Source organism: Brachybacterium phenoliresistens, assembly GCF_039530785.1.
Taxonomy (GTDB): domain Bacteria; phylum Actinomycetota; class Actinomycetes; order Actinomycetales; family Dermabacteraceae; genus Brachybacterium; species Brachybacterium phenoliresistens.
Genome location: NZ_BAAAOW010000001.1, coordinates 186284 through 203852 on the forward strand (window position 1 = coordinate 186284; position 17569 = coordinate 203852).

Consider the following 17569-nt stretch of genomic DNA (forward strand, 5'->3'; position numbering starts at 1 on the left):
TCACCAGCCCCGCTCGGCCCATTCGTCCAGGTGCGGGCGCTCGGCGCCGAGGGTGGTGTCGTCGCCGTGCCCGGGGTAGACCCAGGTCCCGTCGCCCAGGCGGTCGAAGATGCGCTCGCGCACGTCGCCCAGGAGGAGCCGGAACCGCTCCGGGTCGCTCTGCGTGGCCCCGACCCCGCCGGGGAAGAGCGTGTCCCCCGTGAAGAGATGGTCGCCCTCGGCGCCCCCGCGCCACAGCAGGGCGACCGAGCCCGGCGTGTGCCCCCGCAGCACGATCACCTCGAGGTCGTGCACCCCGACGCGGATCGTGTCCCCCTGGCGCAGCGGCTCCGCGGTGGCCACGGGGATCCCGTCCATGTCCTCGGCGCCGGCGGCCGTGACCGCGCCGGTCGCCGCCTCGACCTGGGCGAGAGCGCCCCAGTGGTCGTGGTGCTGGTGGGTGGTCACGATGGTGTCCAGGCGGGAGGTGGGGGATCCCTCGCGCACCAGCTGCAGCAGGCGCGGGGCATCGGCGGCCGCATCGATCAGCAGCTGCGCCCCGGAGACCCGGCAGCTGAGCAGGTAGGCGTTGTTGTCCATCGGCCCGACGGCGGCCTTGCGGATGATCAGGGTGGACAGCACGCGCATGGCGGCGGGTCCCCCGACCTCGACGTGCGGGGTGTACGAGTCCTGGGAGGTCATGCCCCGAGCATATTCGCGGACAGGATGTGTCCGCTCGGACACCCCCGGCCCGACCACGTGTCGGATCCGGCCACTACGATGGACCGGTGAGCGATTCGCTGGTTGTCCGTGGTGCCCGGGAGCACAATCTGAAGGATGTCGACATCGAGATCCCCCGGGATCGTCTGGTGGTGTTCTCGGGGCTCTCCGGATCGGGGAAGAGCTCCCTGGCCTTCGACACCATCTTCGCCGAGGGCCAGCGGCGCTACGTCGAGTCGCTGTCCTCCTACGCCCGCCAGTTCCTGGGGCAGATGGACAAGCCGCAGGTCGATCACATCGAGGGGCTCTCCCCGGCGGTGTCCATCGACCAGAAGTCGACCAACCGCAACCCGCGCTCGACGGTCGGCACGATCACCGAGATCTACGACTACCTGCGCCTGCTGTTCTCCCGCACCGGTGTGCAGCACTGCCCCGTCTGCGGCGAGGTGGTCACCGCCACCAGCGCCGAGCAGATCGTGGACATCCTCCTCGAGCTCGAGCCGGGCACGCGCTTCCAGCTGCTGGCCCCGGTGCTGCGCGGCCGCAAGGGCGAGCACGCCGACCTGCTGTCCTCCCTGCGCACCCAGGGCTATGCCCGGGCCCGCATCGACGGGCGCCTGCGGCGCCTGGACGAGGACATCACCCTGGACCGCAAGCTCAAGCACTCGATCTCGGTGGTCGTGGACCGCCTGGCCGCCAAGCCCGACGCCCGCCGGCGCCTGACCGACTCCGTGGAGACCGCCCTGCGCCTGGCCGAGGGCCTGCTGGTGGTGGACTTCGTCGACCGCGACGAGGACGATCCGCAGCGGATGCGGCGCTTCTCCGAGGCGCGCGCCTGCCCCAACGGCCACGAGCTCACGATCGACGACATCGAGCCGCGCTCCTTCTCCTTCAACGCCCCCTACGGCGCCTGCCCGGAGTGCACGGGTCTGGGCCAGAAGCTCGAGGTCGACCCGGAGCTGGTCGTCCCGGACGAGGACCTGAGCCTCGCCGAGGGCGCCATCGCCCCCTGGACCATGGGCTCCAGCGACCACCACCAGGAGATGCTGGCGGGCCTGGCCGAGGAGCTCAAGTTCTCGATGGACACGCCGTGGAGGGCGCTGCCGCAGCGCGCCAAGGAGGCGCTGCTGCACGGCAACGACTTCGAGGTCCACGTGCGCTACCGCAACCGCTTCGGCCGCGAGCGCACGTACTCCACTGGCTTCGAGGGGGTCATGCACTTCCTCCAGCGCCGCCACTCCGACACCGAGTCGGACTGGGCCAAGGACAAGTACGAGCAGTTCATGCGCGAGGTGCCCTGCGCCGCATGCCACGGGGCGCGCCTGCGCCCGGAGATCCTCGCGGTCACCGTCGGCGGCCGGTCCATCGCCGAGGTGTGCGAGATGTCCATCCGCGAGGCCCAGCAGTTCATCGTGAACCTCAGCCAGAGCGAGCGGGACGCCGAGATCGCCGCGGAGATCCTCCGCGAGGTGCGCGCCCGCCTGGGCTTCCTGCTGGACGTCGGACTGGACTACCTCTCGCTCGCCCGCGCCGCCGGCACCCTCTCCGGCGGGGAGGCGCAGCGCATCCGCCTGGCCACCCAGATCGGCTCCGGCCTGGTGGGCGTGCTCTACGTCCTGGACGAGCCCTCCATCGGCCTGCACCAGCGGGACAACGAGCGGCTGATCGCCACGCTCACCCGGCTGCGGGACCTGGGCAACACGCTGATCGTCGTCGAGCACGACGAGGACACCCTCAACGCCGCCGACTGGGTCGTGGACATCGGCCCGCTGGCGGGGGAGTACGGCGGCCACGTCGTGCACTCCGGGAGCGTGGAGGCCCTCAAGCTCAACCCCGAGAGCCTGACCGGCAAGTACCTCAGCGGCGAGCTGTCCATCCCGGTGCCGCCGGTGCGCCGTCCCGTGGACCCGCAGCGGGTGCTGAAGGTCATCGGCCCGCGCGAGAACAACCTCCGCGGCACGGACGTGACCTTCCCGCTGGGCACCCTGACCGCCGTCACCGGCGTCTCGGGCTCGGGCAAGTCCACGCTCGTCAACGACATCCTGTTCTCGGTGCTCGCCAAGGAGCTCAACCGTGCCCGGGTGGTGCCCGGGCGCCACAAGCGCGTCACGGGGCTCGAGCACCTCGACAAGGTCGTGCACGTGGACCAGTCGCCCATCGGCCGCACCCCCCGCTCGAACCCGGCGACGTACACCGGGGTCTGGGACCGGGTGCGCACCCTGTTCGCCCAGACCTCCGAGGCGAAGATCCGCGGCTACCAGGCCGGCCGCTTCTCCTTCAACGTCAAGGGCGGGCGCTGCGAGGCGTGCTCGGGCGACGGCACCATCAAGATCGAGATGAACTTCCTGCCGGACGTCTACGTCCAGTGCGAGGTGTGCCACGGCAACCGCTACAACCGCGAGACGCTCGAGGTCCGCTTCAAGGGCCGCAACGTCGCCGAGGTGCTGAACATGCCGATCTCGGAGGCCGTGGAGTTCTTCGACGCCGTCCCGGCGATCCGCCGCCAGCTGCAGACCCTGGTCGACGTGGGCCTGGGCTACGTGCGCCTGGGCCAGAGCGCGACCACCCTCTCCGGCGGCGAGGCGCAGCGCGTGAAGCTCGCCTCCGAGCTGCACAAGCGCCACAACGGGCGCAGCGTGTACGTGCTCGACGAGCCCACCACCGGCCTGCACTTCGAGGACGTGCGCAAGCTCCTGGGCGTCCTCGACGGCCTGGTGGACAAGGGCAACACGGTCATCGTCATCGAGCACAACCTCGACGTCATCAAGAGCGCCGACTGGGTGATCGACCTCGGGCCCGAGGGCGGCGCCGGCGGCGGCCAGGTCGTCGCCACGGGCACGCCGGAGAAGGTCGCCCAGGTGGAGGCCTCCTACACGGGGCGCTTCCTGGCGCCCATGCTCGAGGGGACCGCGCGGACCGCCGTCGGAGCGCGCTGATCCATGGCCGATCCCGCGACCTATCGCCCGGCGCCCGGGACCATCCCGACCTCCCCGGGGGTCTACCGCTTCCGCGACGCCGACGGCCGGGTGGTCTACGTCGGCAAGGCCAAGAACCTGCGCCAGCGGCTGTCCAACTACTTCCAGGACATCTCGGCGCTGCACGACCGCACCCGCCGCATGGTCACCACCGCGGCGAGCGTCGAGTGGACGGTGGTGGGCACCGAGGTCGAGGCGCTCACCCTCGAGTACACCTGGATCAAGGAGTACGACCCGCGGTTCAACGTCAAGTTCCGCGACGACAAGTCCTACCCGTTCCTCGCGATCACCATGGGGGAGCGGTTCCCGCGGGTGCACGTCACCCGCAGGCCGCGGGCGAAGGGGGACCGCACCTTCGGTCCCTACGCCCAGGTCTGGGCGATCCGGGAGACGGTCGACCTCATGCTGCGCGTGTTCCCGGTGCGGACCTGCACGCCGGGCGTGTTCCGCCGGGCGGAGCGCAGCGGCCGCCCCTGTCTGCTGGGGTTCATCGGCAAGTGCTCGGCGCCGTGCACGGGGGAGATCTCCGAGCAGGACCATCGCCGCCTGGCCGAGCAGTTCGCGGACTTCATGGCCGGCAACACCGCGACCTACACCCGGCGCATCGAGCAGCGCATGCGGGAGGCCGCCGCGGCGATGGACTACGAGACGGCCGCCTCGCTGCGCGACGACCTGCAGGCCCTCACCGCGGTGATGGAGAAGAACTCGGTCGTGCTCTCCGATGCGACCGATGCGGACCTGGTCTCCATCGTGCAGGACGAGCTGGAGGCCTCCGTGCAGGTCTTCCACGTGCGCGGCGGCCGGATCCGCGGCCAGCGCGGCTGGACGGCGGAGCTGCTGGACGAGTCCACGCCCTCCGATCTCATGGAGCGCGCCCTGACCCAGCTCTACACCGACGGGGAGGCGCCCCGCGAGGTGCTCGTCTCCGAGCTCCCCTCGAACGAGGACCAGGTGCGCCAGCTGCTGGGCCGCGGCGCGGACCTGCGGGTGCCGCGACGCGGGGAGAAGAAGGAGCTGCTGGGCACCGTCACCGCCAACGCGCAGGAGGCCCTGCGCCTGGGCCGGCTGCGCCGCACCGGCGACCTCACGGCCCGCTCCAAGGCCCTCGAGGACCTGGGGGAGGCCCTCGAGCTGGCCGAGCCGCCGCTGCGGATCGAGTGCTTCGACATCTCCCACTCCCAGGGCACGAACGTGGTGGGGTCGATGGTGGTCTTCGAGGACGGACTGCCCCGCAAGAGCGAGTACCGCCGCTACTCGGTCAGCGGGGAGGCGGCCCGCGACGACACCAGCTCGATGTACGACGTCATCCGGCGGCGCCTCCAGCGCCACCTGAACCCGCCCGAGCAGAGCGAGGAGGATGCGCGCCGCTTCGCCTACCCTCCCTCGCTGATCCTCGTCGACGGCGGGGCGCCGCAGGTCGCCGCCGCCCAGCGCGCCTTCGACGACCTGGGGGTGAGCGACGTGGCGCTGGCCGGGATCGCCAAGCGCCTCGAGGAGATCTGGCTGCCCGGCGAGGAGCACCCGCTGATCCTGCCGCGCACCAGCGAGGCCCTGTTCCTCGTGCAGCGGCTGCGCGACGAGGCCCACCGCTTCGCCATCAGCTACCACCGCTCCAAGCGGGGCCGCGCCCAGAACCAGAGCGCCCTGGACGGCATCCCGGGGCTGGGCCCGGCCCGGCGGCGCGCGCTGCTGGACCGCTTCGTGACGGTCCGGGCGATCCGCGAGGCCGAGCCCGAGCAGCTGCGGGAGGTCGACGGGATCGGGCCGGCATTGGCCGCGCAGATCCTCGCCGCGCTACGATCCGAGGAGCCCGGACCGGCGGTGGACATGTCCACCGGGGAGATCCTCGAGCCGTGAGCGGGCCCGCGGAAGGAGAGCACGTGACCAGTTCATCCGGTCAGCAGGCGCAGCCTGCCGGAGGTCCGGGGGAGATCGTCATCATCACGGGGCTCGCGGGCTCGGGCCGCGAGACCGCCGCCCATGCCCTCGAGGACCTGGGCTGGTACGTCGTCTACAACATCGCCCCCCAGCTGATCGGGACGCTGTACGAGCTGCAGGCCCAGGCCGAGGGGCGGGACACCCGCTTCGCCGTGGTCGTGGATCCGCGCTCCGGCCCCTTCTTCTCCGAGCTGTCCGAGGTGGTCCAGACCCTCCGCCGCGCCGAGCTGCGCCCGCGCCTGGTGTTCCTCACCGCCAAGGAGGACGTGCTGGTGCGGCGCTTCGACTCGGTGCGCCGCCCCCACCCGCTGCAGGGCGACGAGGGCGTGCTCGAGGGGATCCGCCGCGAGCGGGAGATGCTCGCCCCCTACCGCCGCCTGGCCGACGTCGTCATCGACACCAGCGGCATGAACGTCCACCAGCTGACGATGAAGATGCGCACCAGCTTCGGCTCCTTCGAGGAGCAGTCGCTGACGGTCAACGTGGTCTCCTTCGGGTTCAAGTACGGCATCCCCATCGAGGCCGACCATGTCAGCGACGTGCGCTTCATCCCCAACCCATACTGGGTCGAGGGGCTGCGCGCGAAGCGGGGCACGGACCCGGAGGTCGCCGAGTTCGTGCTGGAGAACGCCAACGCCCGCGAGTTCGCCGAGCGCTATCTCGACATGATCGCGCCGGTCCTGCGCGGGTACACCGGCGAGAACAAGCACTTCACGACCCTGGCGATCGGCTGCACCGGCGGCAAGCACCGCTCCGTGGCGATGGCCGAGCACATCGCCGACGGCCTGCGCCAGAGCGGTCATGCCGTCCGGGTCCGTCACCGCGACCTGGGGCGCGAATGAGCCCCGCGGCGCGGCCGGGGACGCCCCGGCGACGCGGGCGCGCGCGGATCGGCAACCCCTCCACCGGCATGCGGGTGGTGGCGCTCGGCGGCGGGCACGGCCTCGCGGCGAACCTGCGCAGCCTGCGCCTGCTGGTCGAGGACATCACCGCCGTGGTGACCGTCGCCGACAACGGCGGCTCCTCCGGCCGGATCCGGACGGAGCTGCCGGTGCTGCCGCCGGGGGACCTGCGGATGGCCCTCGCCGCGCTGTGCGAGGACTCCGACTGGGGCTCGATCTGGCGCGACGTGATCCAGCACCGCTTCTCGACCACGGGCGAGCTGGACGGGCACGCCCTCGGGAACCTCCTGATCGTCGCCCTGTGGCAGATCCTCGAGGACCCCATCGCCGCGCTCGACCAGATGGGCGAGCTGCTGGGCGCCCGCGGGCGCGTGCTGCCGATGGCCCTGGAGCCGCTGGACATCGAGGCCGATGTGCTCGACGCCTCCGGGACGATGCGCCTGGTGCGCGGGCAGGCCCAGGTCGCCAAGGCCGACGGCCGCGTCCAGGAGGTGCGCCTGCTGCCGGCCACCCCGCGGGTCCCCGAGCAGGTCATCGAGGCGATCCATCGGGCCGACTGGGTGATCATCGGCCCCGGCTCCTGGTACACCTCCGTGCTGCCGCACCTGATGATCCCCGAGATCGCCGAGGCGATCCGCACCACCAGCGCCCGGCGCTGCGTGACGATGAACCTCAGCGCCGGGACGCAGGAGACCGAGGGCCGCTCCAGCCGGGACCTGCTCGAGGAGCTCTTCGAGCGCGAGCCCGGCATCCGCTTCGATGCGCTGGTGGCCGATCCGACCGCCCTCGAGGACGCCTCGGAGCTCGCCGATCTGGCCGACCGCCATGGCATCCGCACCCTGCTGCGGCAGGTGAGCGTGCGCACCGGGGTCGCCGTGCATGACCCGATCCGCCTGGCCGCGGCGTACCGTGACCTGTTCGACGGCGCCTACGGCGACGTGGACGACCAGGCCCCCACCCCGCCCCTGCAGATGGAGGATCCCCGCGATGGCGCTCACCGGTGACGTCAAGGAGGAGCTCGCCCGCCTCGAGGTGACCCGGCCCTCGGCACGCAAGGCCGAGGCCGCCGCGATGCTCCGCTTCGCCGGAGGACTGCACCTGGTCGCCGGGAAGATCGCGGTCGAGGCCGAGCTCGACCATGCCGCCAGCGCCCGGCGCCTGCGCGCCGCGATCGCGGACATGTACGGGCACTCCAGCGAGATCGCGGTGCTCGCCGCCTCCGGGATCCGCCGCTCCACCCGCTACGTGCTGCGGGTCCACGGCGACGGCGCGGTCCTGGCCCGGCAGACGGGCCTGCTCGATGCCCGCGGCCGCCCGGTGCGCGGCATGCCGCCGGCCGTGGTCGGCGGCGCCCTGCCCGACGCCCAGGCCGCCTGGCGCGGCGCGTTCCTCGCCCGGGGCTCGCTGACCGAGCCCGGCCGCAGCTCGGCCCTCGAGCTCAGCTGCCCGGGACCGGAGGTGGCGCTGGCGATGGTCGGGGCCGCGCGCCGCCTCGGCGTGACCTCCAAGGCGCGCGAGATGCGCGGCATCGACCGGGTGGTGCTGCGCGACGGCGACCAGATCTCCGCGCTGCTGACGCTGATGGGCGCGCACCAGACCGTCCTCACCTGGGAGGACCGCCGCACCCGGCGGGAGGTGCGGGCGACCGCGCACCGCCTGGCGAACTTCGACGACGCCAACCTCCGCCGCAGCGCGCGCGCCGCCGTGGCCGCGGGCCAGCGCGTGGAGCGGGCCCTGGAGATCCTCGGGGACGAGGTCCCCGACCACCTCCTGCAGGCCGGCCGGCTGCGCCTCGAGCACCGCCAGGCGAGCCTGGAGGAGCTGGGCCGCCACTCCGATCCGCCGATGACCAAGGATGCCGTCGCCGGGCGCATCCGGCGCCTGCTGGCGCTCGCGGACAAGCGCGCCGAAGAGCTCGGGATCCCGGGCACGGACGCGGGAGTCCGCGACGAGGACGCCTCCTGACCTGCATCGATGCCGGGCGCGGGACGTCCCGTCTCACGGTGTGCGCACGCTGGGCGGCGGGTCCCTGAAGCATTGGTACGCTATCGGGTGGCCGGGCACACATCGCCCGGTCGTCCGAGCGTACGACGGTGTGCGCGACACCCATCGCCGCGGCATCTCCGAGGTGCCGCGATCCAAGGAGGAACCGTGGCCCTCAAGGTCGGTATTAACGGATTCGGTCGCATCGGGCGCAACTTCCTGCGCGCCGCGCTCGAGCAGAAGGCAGACATCGAGATCGTCGGCGTGAACGACCTGACCGACAACGCGACGCTCGCCAACCTCATCAAGTACGACTCCATCGGCGGCGTCCTGCCCTACGACGTCTCGTTCGACGACGAGTCCATCACCGTCGGGGAGAACACCTTCAAGGCCTTCGCCGAGCGCGACCCGGCCAACCTCCCCTGGGGCGAGATCGGCGCGGACGTCGTCATCGAGTCCACCGGCATCTTCACCAACGCCGAGAAGGCCAAGGCCCACCTCGACGCGGGGGCCAAGAAGGTCATCATCTCCGCTCCCGCCACCAACGAGGACGCGACCTTCGTGATCGGCGTCAACGAGGGCGACTACGACCCGGCGACGCACCACATCGTCTCCAACGCCTCCTGCACCACCAACAGCCTCGCGCCGCTGGCCAAGGTGCTGAACGAGAAGTTCGGGATCGTCAAGGGCCTGATGACCACGATCCACGCCTACACCTCGGACCAGGTGCTGCAGGACGGCCCCCACAAGGACCCGCGCCGTGCCCGCGCCGCCGCCCTGAACATCGTCCCCACCACCACCGGCGCCGCCAAGGCCGTCGCCCTGGTGCTGCCCGAGCTCAAGGGCAAGCTGGACGGCTACTCGCTGCGCGTGCCGGTCCCCACCGGCTCGATCACCGACCTGACCTTCGAGGCGACCCGCGAGGTCACCGCCGAGGAGATCAACGCCGCCGTCAAGGAGGCCGCCGAGGGCCCGCTCAAGGGCATCCTGCGCTACACCGAGGACCCGATCGTCTCCAAGGACATCGAGGGCGACCCGCACTCCTCGATCTTCGACGCGCAGCTGACCAAGGTCAACGGCAACCTCGTCAAGGTCTTCGCCTGGTACGACAACGAGTGGGGCTTCTCCAACCGCCTCGTCGAGCTCTCGCAGCTCGTCGGCAAGTCCCTCTGATCCGCCCGTCGTCGCGCTGACGACACGGACAGCCACGGAGCCCGCCGGACGCCACCCTGCAGGGTCGGCGACCGGCGGGCTCCGCTCGTCCCCCTCCGACCGGAAGGAAGCTCTGTGCTGAAGACCCTCGAATCGCTCGGCGATCTGCGCGGGAAGCGCGTGATCGTGCGCGCGGACCTCAACGTCCCCCTCGACGGCGAGACCATCACCGACGACGGCCGCATCCGCGCCGCCCTGCCCACCCTGACCCGCCTGGTCGACGCCGGCGCCCGCGTGGTCGTCGTCTCCCACCTCGGCCGCCCCAAGGGCGCCCCCGAGGACCGCTACTCCCTGCGCCCCGTCGTGGCCCGCCTCGGCGAGCTGCTGGGCCAGGAGGTCGCCTTCGCGAACGACACCGTGGGCGAGAGCGCCCGCGAGGTCGTCTCCGCGCTGGAGGACGGCCGCGTCGCCGTGCTGGAGAACCTCCGCTTCAACGCCGGCGAGACCGCCAAGGACGAGTCTGAGCGCACCGCCTTCGCGCGCGAGCTCGCCGAGCTGGGCGACGCCTTCGTCTCCGACGGCTTCGGCGTCGTCCACCGCAAGCAGGCCTCCGTGTACGAGCTCGCGCAGCTCCTGCCCGCGGCGGCCGGCGAGCTGGTCGGCCGCGAGGTCGAGGCCCTGCGCAAGGTCACCGACACCCCGGAGCGCCCCTTCGTGGTGATCCTGGGCGGCTCGAAGGTCTCCGACAAGCTCGGCGTCATCGACACCCTGCTGACCAAGGCCGACCGCATCCTCATCGGCGGCGGCATGGCCTTCACCTTCCTCAAGGCCAAGGGCTGGGAGATCGGCACCTCGCTCCTGGACGGCGATCAGCTCGAGACGGTGCGCGGCTACATCGCGCAGGCCGAGTCCGCGGGCGTCGAGCTCGTGCTGCCGGTGGACGCCGTGGTGGCGCCCGCCTTCGCGGCCGACTCCCCGGCGACCACCGTCGCGGCCGACGCCATGCCGGTGGACCAGATGGGCCTGGACATCGGACCGGAGTCCGCGAAGCTCTTCGCCGAGAAGATCGCCGATGCGGCGACCGTCTTCTGGAACGGGCCGATGGGCGTGTTCGAATTCGAGGCCTTCGCCGGCGGCACCCGCGCCGTCGCCGAGGCCCTCGCCGAGGCGCCCGGATACACCGTGGTCGGAGGCGGCGACTCGGCCGCCGCCGTCCGCACCCTGGGCTTCGAGGAGTCGAAGTTCTCGCACATCTCCACCGGCGGCGGTGCGAGCCTCGAGCTGATCGAGGGCAAGGCCCTGCCGGGCATCACCATTCTCGAGGAGGACGACAAGTGAGCAGCCGCACCCCGCTGATGGCGGGCAACTGGAAGATGAACCTGGACTGGAAGCAGGGCCTGGCCCTGGTCGAGGACCTGGGCGACGCCCTGAAGGACGTCGACACCGACGCCGTCGAGGTCGCGGTGATCCCGCCGTTCGTGGACATCCGCACCGTGCAGACCGCCGTCGAGGCCGGGAAGCTCCCGATCGCCTACGGCGGCCAGGACATCTCCGAGCACGAGTCCGGCGCCTACACCGGCGAGACCTCCGGGCAGATGCTCGCCGCCCTCGGCGCGACCTACGCCCTGGTGGGCCACTCGGAGCGGCGCCAGTACCACGCCGAGACCGAGCAGATCACCAACGCCAAGGTCAAGGCCGCCTTCGCCGCCGGCCTGGTGCCGATCCTCTGCGTCGGGGAGCCGCTCGAGGAGCGCAAGGCCGGCAAGCACGTCGAGTACACCCTCGCCCAGCTCGAGGGCGGCGTCGAGGGCCTCTCCGCCGAGGACGCCGCGAAGATCGTCATCGCCTACGAGCCGGTGTGGGCCATCGGCACCGGCGAGGTCGCCACCCCGGAGGACGCCCAGGAGGTCTGCGCGGCGATCCGCGAGGCGCTGCGCGGCCTGTTCTCCCCGGAGGTCGCCGACGCCGTCCGCGTGCTGTACGGCGGCAGCGTGAAGTCCTCCAACGTCGCCGAGATCATGGGCAAGGAGGACGTCGACGGGGCTCTCGTGGGCGGCGCCTCGCTCAAGGCCGACGAGTTCGCGAAGATCGCCGGGTACCAGAGCGCCTGATCCCTGTGCGCCGGCCCACGGGCCGCGTCCCCCAGGGGGCGCGGCCCGTGCCGTATCCTGGACGCGTACGTGCTTCGACCGGAAGGGGTCTTCGTGGACCTGTCCCTGCTGCGGATCATCCTGCAGGTGTTCATCGCGGTCACCGGGATCCTGGTGATCATGCTCATCCTGCTGCACAAGGGCCGGGGCGGCGGCCTGTCGGACATGTTCGGCGGCGGCGTCTCCTCGACCGCGAGCGCCTCCGGCGTCGCGGAGCGGAACCTGAACCGCCTCACCGTGACCCTGGCCGTGCTGTGGGCCGCCGGTGCCGTGGGCCTGGGCATCATCGAACGCATCCTGTGATCCGAGCGCGCTGCGGCGCGCACCGAACGGGCCGTCCCCTCCGGGGCGGCCCGTTCCGTCGTTCCTGGGCCGGGGGAGACGCGCTCACGCGGCGACGGCCATCTCCTCCGCACGGAGGTCGATGAGCACGTCGTGCTCGGCGGCGATCGGCACCAGGTGGCGCTCGAGCGGGGTCGTCCTGGGCGTGCTCGCCGTGATCCCCTCGGGATGCGCCGCGGCGATCCGTTCGCCGTCCATCTCCACGTCGATGCCGACGTCGAGGTGGTTCCCCACGATGTCGATCCCGGCGCTGATGATGCCGAGGCCCTCGGCGCCGTCCCCGGCGAACACGGCGTCCTGCGCGGCCGTGAGCTCGTCCCAGGAGTGCTCGACGGGCGCCACGCGGACGTAGGCGTCGAACTCGGCGCCGAGGAGATCGCGCGCCTGGTCGACGACCTCCGCGCCGTCGTCCGTCACGAAGATCTCGAGCATCGTGCCGTCCGAGGTGAGCGCGGCGCCGGCGAAGACGTCCGTGCGGGTCCACAGCAGCTCCTGCACCGGCAGGGTCGCGGCGGCCTCCATCGCCGGATCGGGGGCCCCGTCCCAGACCCGCTGGCCCTCCTCGTCGGTGCGGTTCACGCCGCGGTCCGGCGGGGCGGCGGGGGAGGAGGGCGGCGGTCCGGACGAGGGAGGCGGCGCGGACGGGGGAGGCGGCGGGGAGGGGCTGCTCGACGGGCCGGCCCCGTTCTGCGGCGCCCCCGAGGATGAGAGCACGATCGCGACCACGAGGCACAGCACGGCGAGGGCGGAGGCCCCGACCGTCAGCAGGACCGACGCACGGGCACGGACCGGTGGCCCCATGGCTGCCCCCTCTCGATGCTCCCCGGGGCAGACAGTGTGGCACAGGGCGCCCCGGCACGGGCCTCCGGCGGCAGGAACGGCCGCAGGGCCCGTCCCCGCGCTCGAGCGCGGGGACGGGCCCTGCCAGGGGCGACGCGCACCGCGGGAGGCGGTGCGGGCCGATCAGGTCGTCGGCGGGAGCTCCGCGGCGGCGGCCTCGTCGAGGAACCAGGTGGTCGACTCCAGCCCGCGCACGGCCGAGGCCGGTGTGCCGGTCGGGTCGATCTCGCCGTGGCCGCGGGCGACGGCGGCGGCCTTCTCCGCGCCGGCGACCAGCAGGGCCACGTGGCGGGCGGAGTTCACGACCGGCCAGGTCAGCGAGATCCGCTCGGCCGGGGGCTTCGGGGACTCGCGCACGGGGATCACGTTCGCGCTCACGTCCTGCTGCGCCGGGTGCTCCGGGAACAGGGAGGCGATGTGCCCGTCGGGGCCCATGCCCAGCAGGATCACGTCGAAGAACGCCTGCCCGCGGGTGCGGAACGGGGCGTCGCCGCCGGCGAGGTCCAGCTGCTGGCCGTACCAGGCAGCGGACTCGTCCAGAGACATCCCGTCCGAGGTGGCGGGCATGCGGTGCACGCGGTGGGCGGGCAGGCCCAGGGCCTCGATGGCGGGCTGCACGGCGGCGTCGTTGCGGTCCGGGTGGCCCGCCTCGACGAAGCGCTCGTCGCCCCACCACAGGTGCAGGGCGCCGGTGTCCACGCCCGCCGCCGCGAGGGCGTCGGGCAGGGCCAGCGCGGTCTTCACGCCGACGGTGCCGCCGGTGAGGACCAGGTGCGCCACGCCCCGGGCGTCGATCGCCTCGCGCAGCCGGGCGGCGACGTGCGCCGCCGCATCGGCCGCGACGGCATCGGCGTCGGCTGAGATCGCATCGGTCGGGGCGGGCTTGTCCTTGGCATACGTGGACAGGTTGCGCACCACCGAGTACGCGTGGGAGAGGACGTCGCCGTAGACCTCGTCGGGGTCCAGGCGCCGCAGCTCCTCGGCGAGGAGCTCGTACAGCGAGCGCTCCGGCATCGCCACGTGCTGGCCCGCCTGGTCGCCCGGGAGGGTCAGGACGATCGAGTCGTCGTTCTCGCGGCGCAGGCTCACGGTGCCCTCGGCGCGGTGCAGGACGATGCCCTGCACGCCGGGGGCGTCCGTGCTCGGGGCCTCGACCCGGACCTCCGTGCCCAGGGACAGCTCGAGCCAGGAGGCCAGCAGCACCACGGACGGGTCCTCCGCCCGGCCGGTGACGACCACGCGGTCCGGCGTGGTGGCCGGCGGCACCTCGTAGGCGGTGGCCACCAGGCCGCGCCAGTTGGTCAGCCGGGCCCAGGCCAGGTCCGAGTCCCCGCTGGAGTACCCGCGGCGCAGCCGCTTGAGCGTCGCCGTCGGCTCGCCGCAGGCGAGCGCGTCGGTGATGCGGCGCTGGGACATGGAGCCGAGCACGTCGTGGACGGGGGAGGAGGGAGCGTTCTCGGGCCACCAGGTGACGATCGGCGCATCCGGCAGCAGCAGCGGCATGATCAGCGTGTCGAGGTTCGCCATCACCTCGCCGCGGGCGCGCAGGATGATGATCTCCCCGGCGCCGGCGTCGCGCCCCACACGGATCTCCGCGTCGAGGCCTGAGACCTCGGCGTCGCGATCGGCGTCGACCACGATGACCCGGCTGGGGTGCTCGTGGCTGGCGCGCACGGCGGCCTCCAGGGGCGCGTCGATGTCCTCGCCGGTGGCGACGATCAGCAGGGTCAGCACGCGGCCGATGGTGTTGGCCCCGAACGTCTCCCGCATCTGCGTCATCTTCTTGTCGATCGCCGACGCGGTGGTATCGGTCAGGGTGGTGATCACGGTCGCCTCCAGGCGCGCCCGTCGCGGGCGAGCATCTCGTGTGCGGTGTCCGGGCCCCAGGTCCCGGAGCGGTACGGGGTGGGGGGCAGCTGCTCGGCCCAGAACGCGGTGATCGGGTCCAGGATCTTCCAGGACAGCTCGACCTCCCGCTGGCGCGGGAACAGCGGCGGGTCGCCCAGCAGCATGTCGAGGATCAGGCGCTCGTAGGCCTCCGGGGACTCCTCGGTGAAGGACGAGCCGTAGGCGAAGTCCATCGTCACGTCCCGCACCTCCATCTGGGTGCCCGGGACCTTGGAGCCGAAGCGCATGGTGACGCCCTCGTCCGGCTGGACGCGGATGACGATCGCGTTCTGGCCCAGATCCGCCGCATCGGTCGACCGGAAGGGCAGGAACGGCGCGCGCTTGAGGATCACGGCGATCTCGGTGACGCGGCGTCCCAGGCGCTTCCCGGCACGCAGGTAGAACGGCACGCCCGCCCAGCGGCGGGTGGCGATGTCCAGGCGGATCGCGGCGAAGGTCTCGGTCTGCGAGTCGGCCGGGATCCCGTCCTCCTCGAGGTAGCCGCGCACGTGCTCGCCGCCCTGCAGCCCGCCGACGTACTGTCCGCGGGCGGTGTGGGCCCCGAGCTCCTCGGGGAGGGTGACGGCCGCGAGGACCTTCTCCTTCTCGGCGCGCAGGTCGCTGGCCTCGAAGGAGACGGGCTCCTCCATGGCGGTCAGCGCCAGCAGCTGCAGCAGGTGGTTCTGGACGACGTCCCGGGCGGTGCCGATCCCGTCGTAGAACCCGGCGCGGGAGCCGATGCCGATGTCCTCGGCCATGGTGATCTGCACATGGTCGACGTAGTTCGCGTTCCAGATCGGCTCGAACATCTGGTTGGCGAAGCGCAGCGCCAGGATGTTCTGGACGGTCTCCTTGCCCAGGTAGTGGTCGATGCGGAAGACGTCCTCGGGACGGAAGACCTTCTCGACGACGTCGTTCAGCTCGCGGGCCGACTCGAGGTCGTGGCCGAAGGGCTTCTCGATGACCACGCGGCGCCAGGATCCGTCCCGGCTGGTGTTCAGGCCGGAGTTGGCCAGCTGCTCGCACACCTGCGGGAACGCGCCCGGCGGGATGGAGAGGTAGAAGGCGTGGTTGCCGCCGGTGCCGCGGGTGCGGTCCAGCTCGCCGACCACGCGGGTCAGCTCCTCGAAGGCGGCGGCGTCGTCGAACTCGCCCGTCACGAAGCGGAGCCCGCCGCGCAGCTGCTCGAAGACGGCCTCGCTGAAGGGCGTGCGGGCATGCGCCTCGACGCTGTCGTGCACGTACTGCGCGAAGTCCTCGTCGCTCCAGTCGCGGCGGCCGAAGCCGACCAGTCCGAAGCTGGGCGGCAGCAGGCCGCGGTTGGTGAGGTCGTAGATGGCCGGCAGGAGCTTCTTGCGGGCCAGGTCGCCGGTCACGCCGAACATCACCATCGAGCAGGGGCCCGCGATGAGAGGCAGACGGCGATCACGCGGGTCCCGCAAGGGGTTGCCCTGCGTCTCGGTGTCGTTCACGGTGTTCCTTTCGGCAGGATGCGGGGCCGGCCCGATGACCGGCCCCGCGCTGCGTCGTTCTGTGGTCCGGCTCAGGCCCGGGCGGCGTCGACGGAGGTCTGCACGGTCTCGAGGAGCTCGTTCCAGGCGACCTCGAACTTGGACACGCCCTCGGTCTCGAGCACGGCGAACACGTCGGCGAGGTCGACGCCGGCGGCGGCGATCTCGGCGAGGACCTGCTCGGCCTGCTCCGCCGACTCGGCGGTCAGGGCCGCGGCCGGGGCGGAGTGGTCCGCGACGGCCTGCAGGGTCTTCTCCGGCATGGTGTTCACGCTCGGATCCGCGACGAGGTTGTCGACGTAGAGCGTGTCGGAGTACTCCGGGTTCTTCACGCCGGTGGAGGCCCACAGGGCGCGCTGCGGGTTGGCGCCCTGCCCCTTCAGGGCGGCGAAGCGCTCGCCCCCGAAGGCGGCCAGGTACTCGCCGAAGGCGGCGACCGCGTTGGCGACGCCGGCCTTGCCCTTGAGCGCCGCGGCGTCGCCGCCGATCGCGTCCAGGCGCTTGTCGATCTCGGAGTCCACGCGGGAGACGAAGAACGAGGCCACCGAGTGGATGGTGGACAGGTCCTTCCCGGCCTGCGCGGCGAGCTCGAGCCCGGCGAGGTACGCCTCGATGACCTGCTGGTAGCGGGCCACGGAGAAGATCAGGGTGACGTTGACGCTGATGCCCTCGGCGATCACCGCGGTGATCGCCGGGAGGCCCTCGAGGGTCGCCGGGATCTTGATCATGACGTTCTCGCGGCCGACGATCTCGTGCAGGCGCTTGGCCTGCTCGACGGTCTTCTCCGTCTCGTGCGCGAGGCGGGGGTCGACCTCGATGGAGACCCGGCCGTCGAAGCCCTTGCTGGAGGCGTAGACGTCGGAGAAGAGATCGGCGGCGGTGCGCACGTCGTCCGTGGTGAGGACCTCGACGACGCCCTCGACGTCGGCGCCCTCGCCCGCGAGGCGGGCGATGTCGGCGTCGTAGTCGGAGCGGCCGGAGATCGCGGCCTGGAAGATCGAGGGGTTCGTGGTCACGCCGACCACGTTGACGGTGTCGATGAGCTCCTGGAGGTTGCCCGAGGAGATGCGCTCGCGGGAGAGGTCGTCCAGCCAGATGGAGACCCCGGCGTCGGAGAGGGCCTGGGTGCGGGGGTTCTGAGTCATGATGCGTTCTTTCCGGGCACGGGGTGCCCTACGTCGAACTGCGGT

Annotated in this window: 14 protein-coding genes; 9 read left to right on the forward strand and 5 right to left on the reverse strand. The window is 72.1% G+C overall.

Going from position 1 to position 17569, the window contains the following annotated elements:
• Positions 1-681: an MBL fold metallo-hydrolase gene (locus tag ABD234_RS00835; RefSeq protein ID WP_038370267.1), complete on the reverse strand. Its 681-nt coding sequence runs from the start codon at positions 679-681 to the stop codon at positions 1-3.
• An 86-nt stretch (positions 682-767) separates the two neighbouring features.
• Between ABD234_RS00835 and uvrA the strand changes: the two genes are divergently transcribed.
• The 9 genes from uvrA to secG all read left to right on the forward strand — a co-directional run bounded on the left by uvrA (position 768) and on the right by secG (position 12102).
• Positions 768-3635: an excinuclease ABC subunit UvrA gene (gene uvrA / locus ABD234_RS00840; RefSeq protein WP_038370266.1), complete on the forward strand. Its 2868-nt coding sequence runs from the start codon at positions 768-770 to the stop codon at positions 3633-3635.
• A 3-nt stretch (positions 3636-3638) separates the two neighbouring features.
• The gene (uvrC, locus tag ABD234_RS00845; RefSeq protein WP_038370265.1) at positions 3639-5531 is read left to right on the forward strand and encodes an excinuclease ABC subunit UvrC; all 1893 of its coding nucleotides are present in this window, start codon (positions 3639-3641) and stop codon (positions 5529-5531) included.
• Between the two features lie 23 nt (positions 5532-5554).
• A complete protein-coding gene (gene rapZ / locus ABD234_RS00850; protein WP_051486416.1) occupies positions 5555-6454 on the forward strand; it encodes an RNase adapter RapZ in 900 nt (299 codons plus the stop codon).
• Positions 6451-7518, forward strand: a complete 1068-nt coding sequence (locus tag ABD234_RS00855; RefSeq protein WP_084148182.1) for a gluconeogenesis factor YvcK family protein — start codon at positions 6451-6453, stop codon at positions 7516-7518. Before rapZ ends, ABD234_RS00855 begins: the two co-directional genes overlap by 4 nt.
• The gene (gene whiA, locus ABD234_RS00860; protein ID WP_038370264.1) at positions 7502-8479 is read left to right on the forward strand and encodes a DNA-binding protein WhiA; all 978 of its coding nucleotides are present in this window, start codon (positions 7502-7504) and stop codon (positions 8477-8479) included. Before ABD234_RS00855 ends, whiA begins: the two co-directional genes overlap by 17 nt.
• Positions 8480-8665: 186 nt before the next feature.
• Positions 8666-9670, forward strand: a complete 1005-nt coding sequence (gap, locus tag ABD234_RS00865; protein ID WP_038370263.1) for a type I glyceraldehyde-3-phosphate dehydrogenase — start codon at positions 8666-8668, stop codon at positions 9668-9670.
• A 117-nt stretch (positions 9671-9787) separates the two neighbouring features.
• Entirely contained in the window at positions 9788-10987 is a 1200-nt protein-coding gene (locus ABD234_RS00870; RefSeq protein ID WP_038370547.1) for a phosphoglycerate kinase, read from the forward strand.
• On the forward strand, positions 10984-11760 hold the full coding sequence (gene tpiA / locus ABD234_RS00875; protein ID WP_038370262.1) for a triose-phosphate isomerase: 777 nt from the start codon (positions 10984-10986) through the stop codon (positions 11758-11760). The genes ABD234_RS00870 and tpiA overlap by 4 nt, the downstream gene beginning before the upstream one ends.
• Before the next feature lie 99 nt (positions 11761-11859).
• Positions 11860-12102 (forward strand): preprotein translocase subunit SecG, encoded by a 243-nt coding sequence (gene secG, locus ABD234_RS00880; RefSeq protein ID WP_038370546.1) that lies wholly within the window; start codon positions 11860-11862, stop codon positions 12100-12102.
• 84 nt (positions 12103-12186) lie between these two features.
• Here the strand turns inward: secG and ABD234_RS00885 are convergent, their stop codons facing one another.
• The 4 genes from ABD234_RS00885 to tal form a co-directional block, all read right to left on the reverse strand.
• A complete protein-coding gene (locus ABD234_RS00885) occupies positions 12187-12720 on the reverse strand; it encodes a hypothetical protein (RefSeq protein WP_156954011.1) in 534 nt (177 codons plus the stop codon).
• Positions 12721-13104: 384 nt separating this feature from the next.
• Positions 13105-14808, reverse strand: coding sequence for a 6-phosphogluconolactonase (pgl, locus tag ABD234_RS00890; RefSeq protein WP_038370260.1), 1704 nt, complete (start codon positions 14806-14808; stop codon positions 13105-13107).
• Positions 14805-16340: a glucose-6-phosphate dehydrogenase gene (gene zwf, locus ABD234_RS00895; RefSeq protein WP_038370258.1), complete on the reverse strand. Its 1536-nt coding sequence runs from the start codon at positions 16338-16340 to the stop codon at positions 14805-14807. The genes pgl and zwf overlap by 4 nt, the downstream gene beginning before the upstream one ends.
• Positions 16341-16411: 71 nt before the next feature.
• Complete coding sequence (gene tal, locus ABD234_RS00900; RefSeq protein ID WP_038370257.1) at positions 16412-17524, reverse strand: transaldolase; 1113 nt, start codon at positions 17522-17524, stop codon at positions 16412-16414.
• Between the last annotated feature and the right edge of the window lie 45 nt (positions 17525-17569).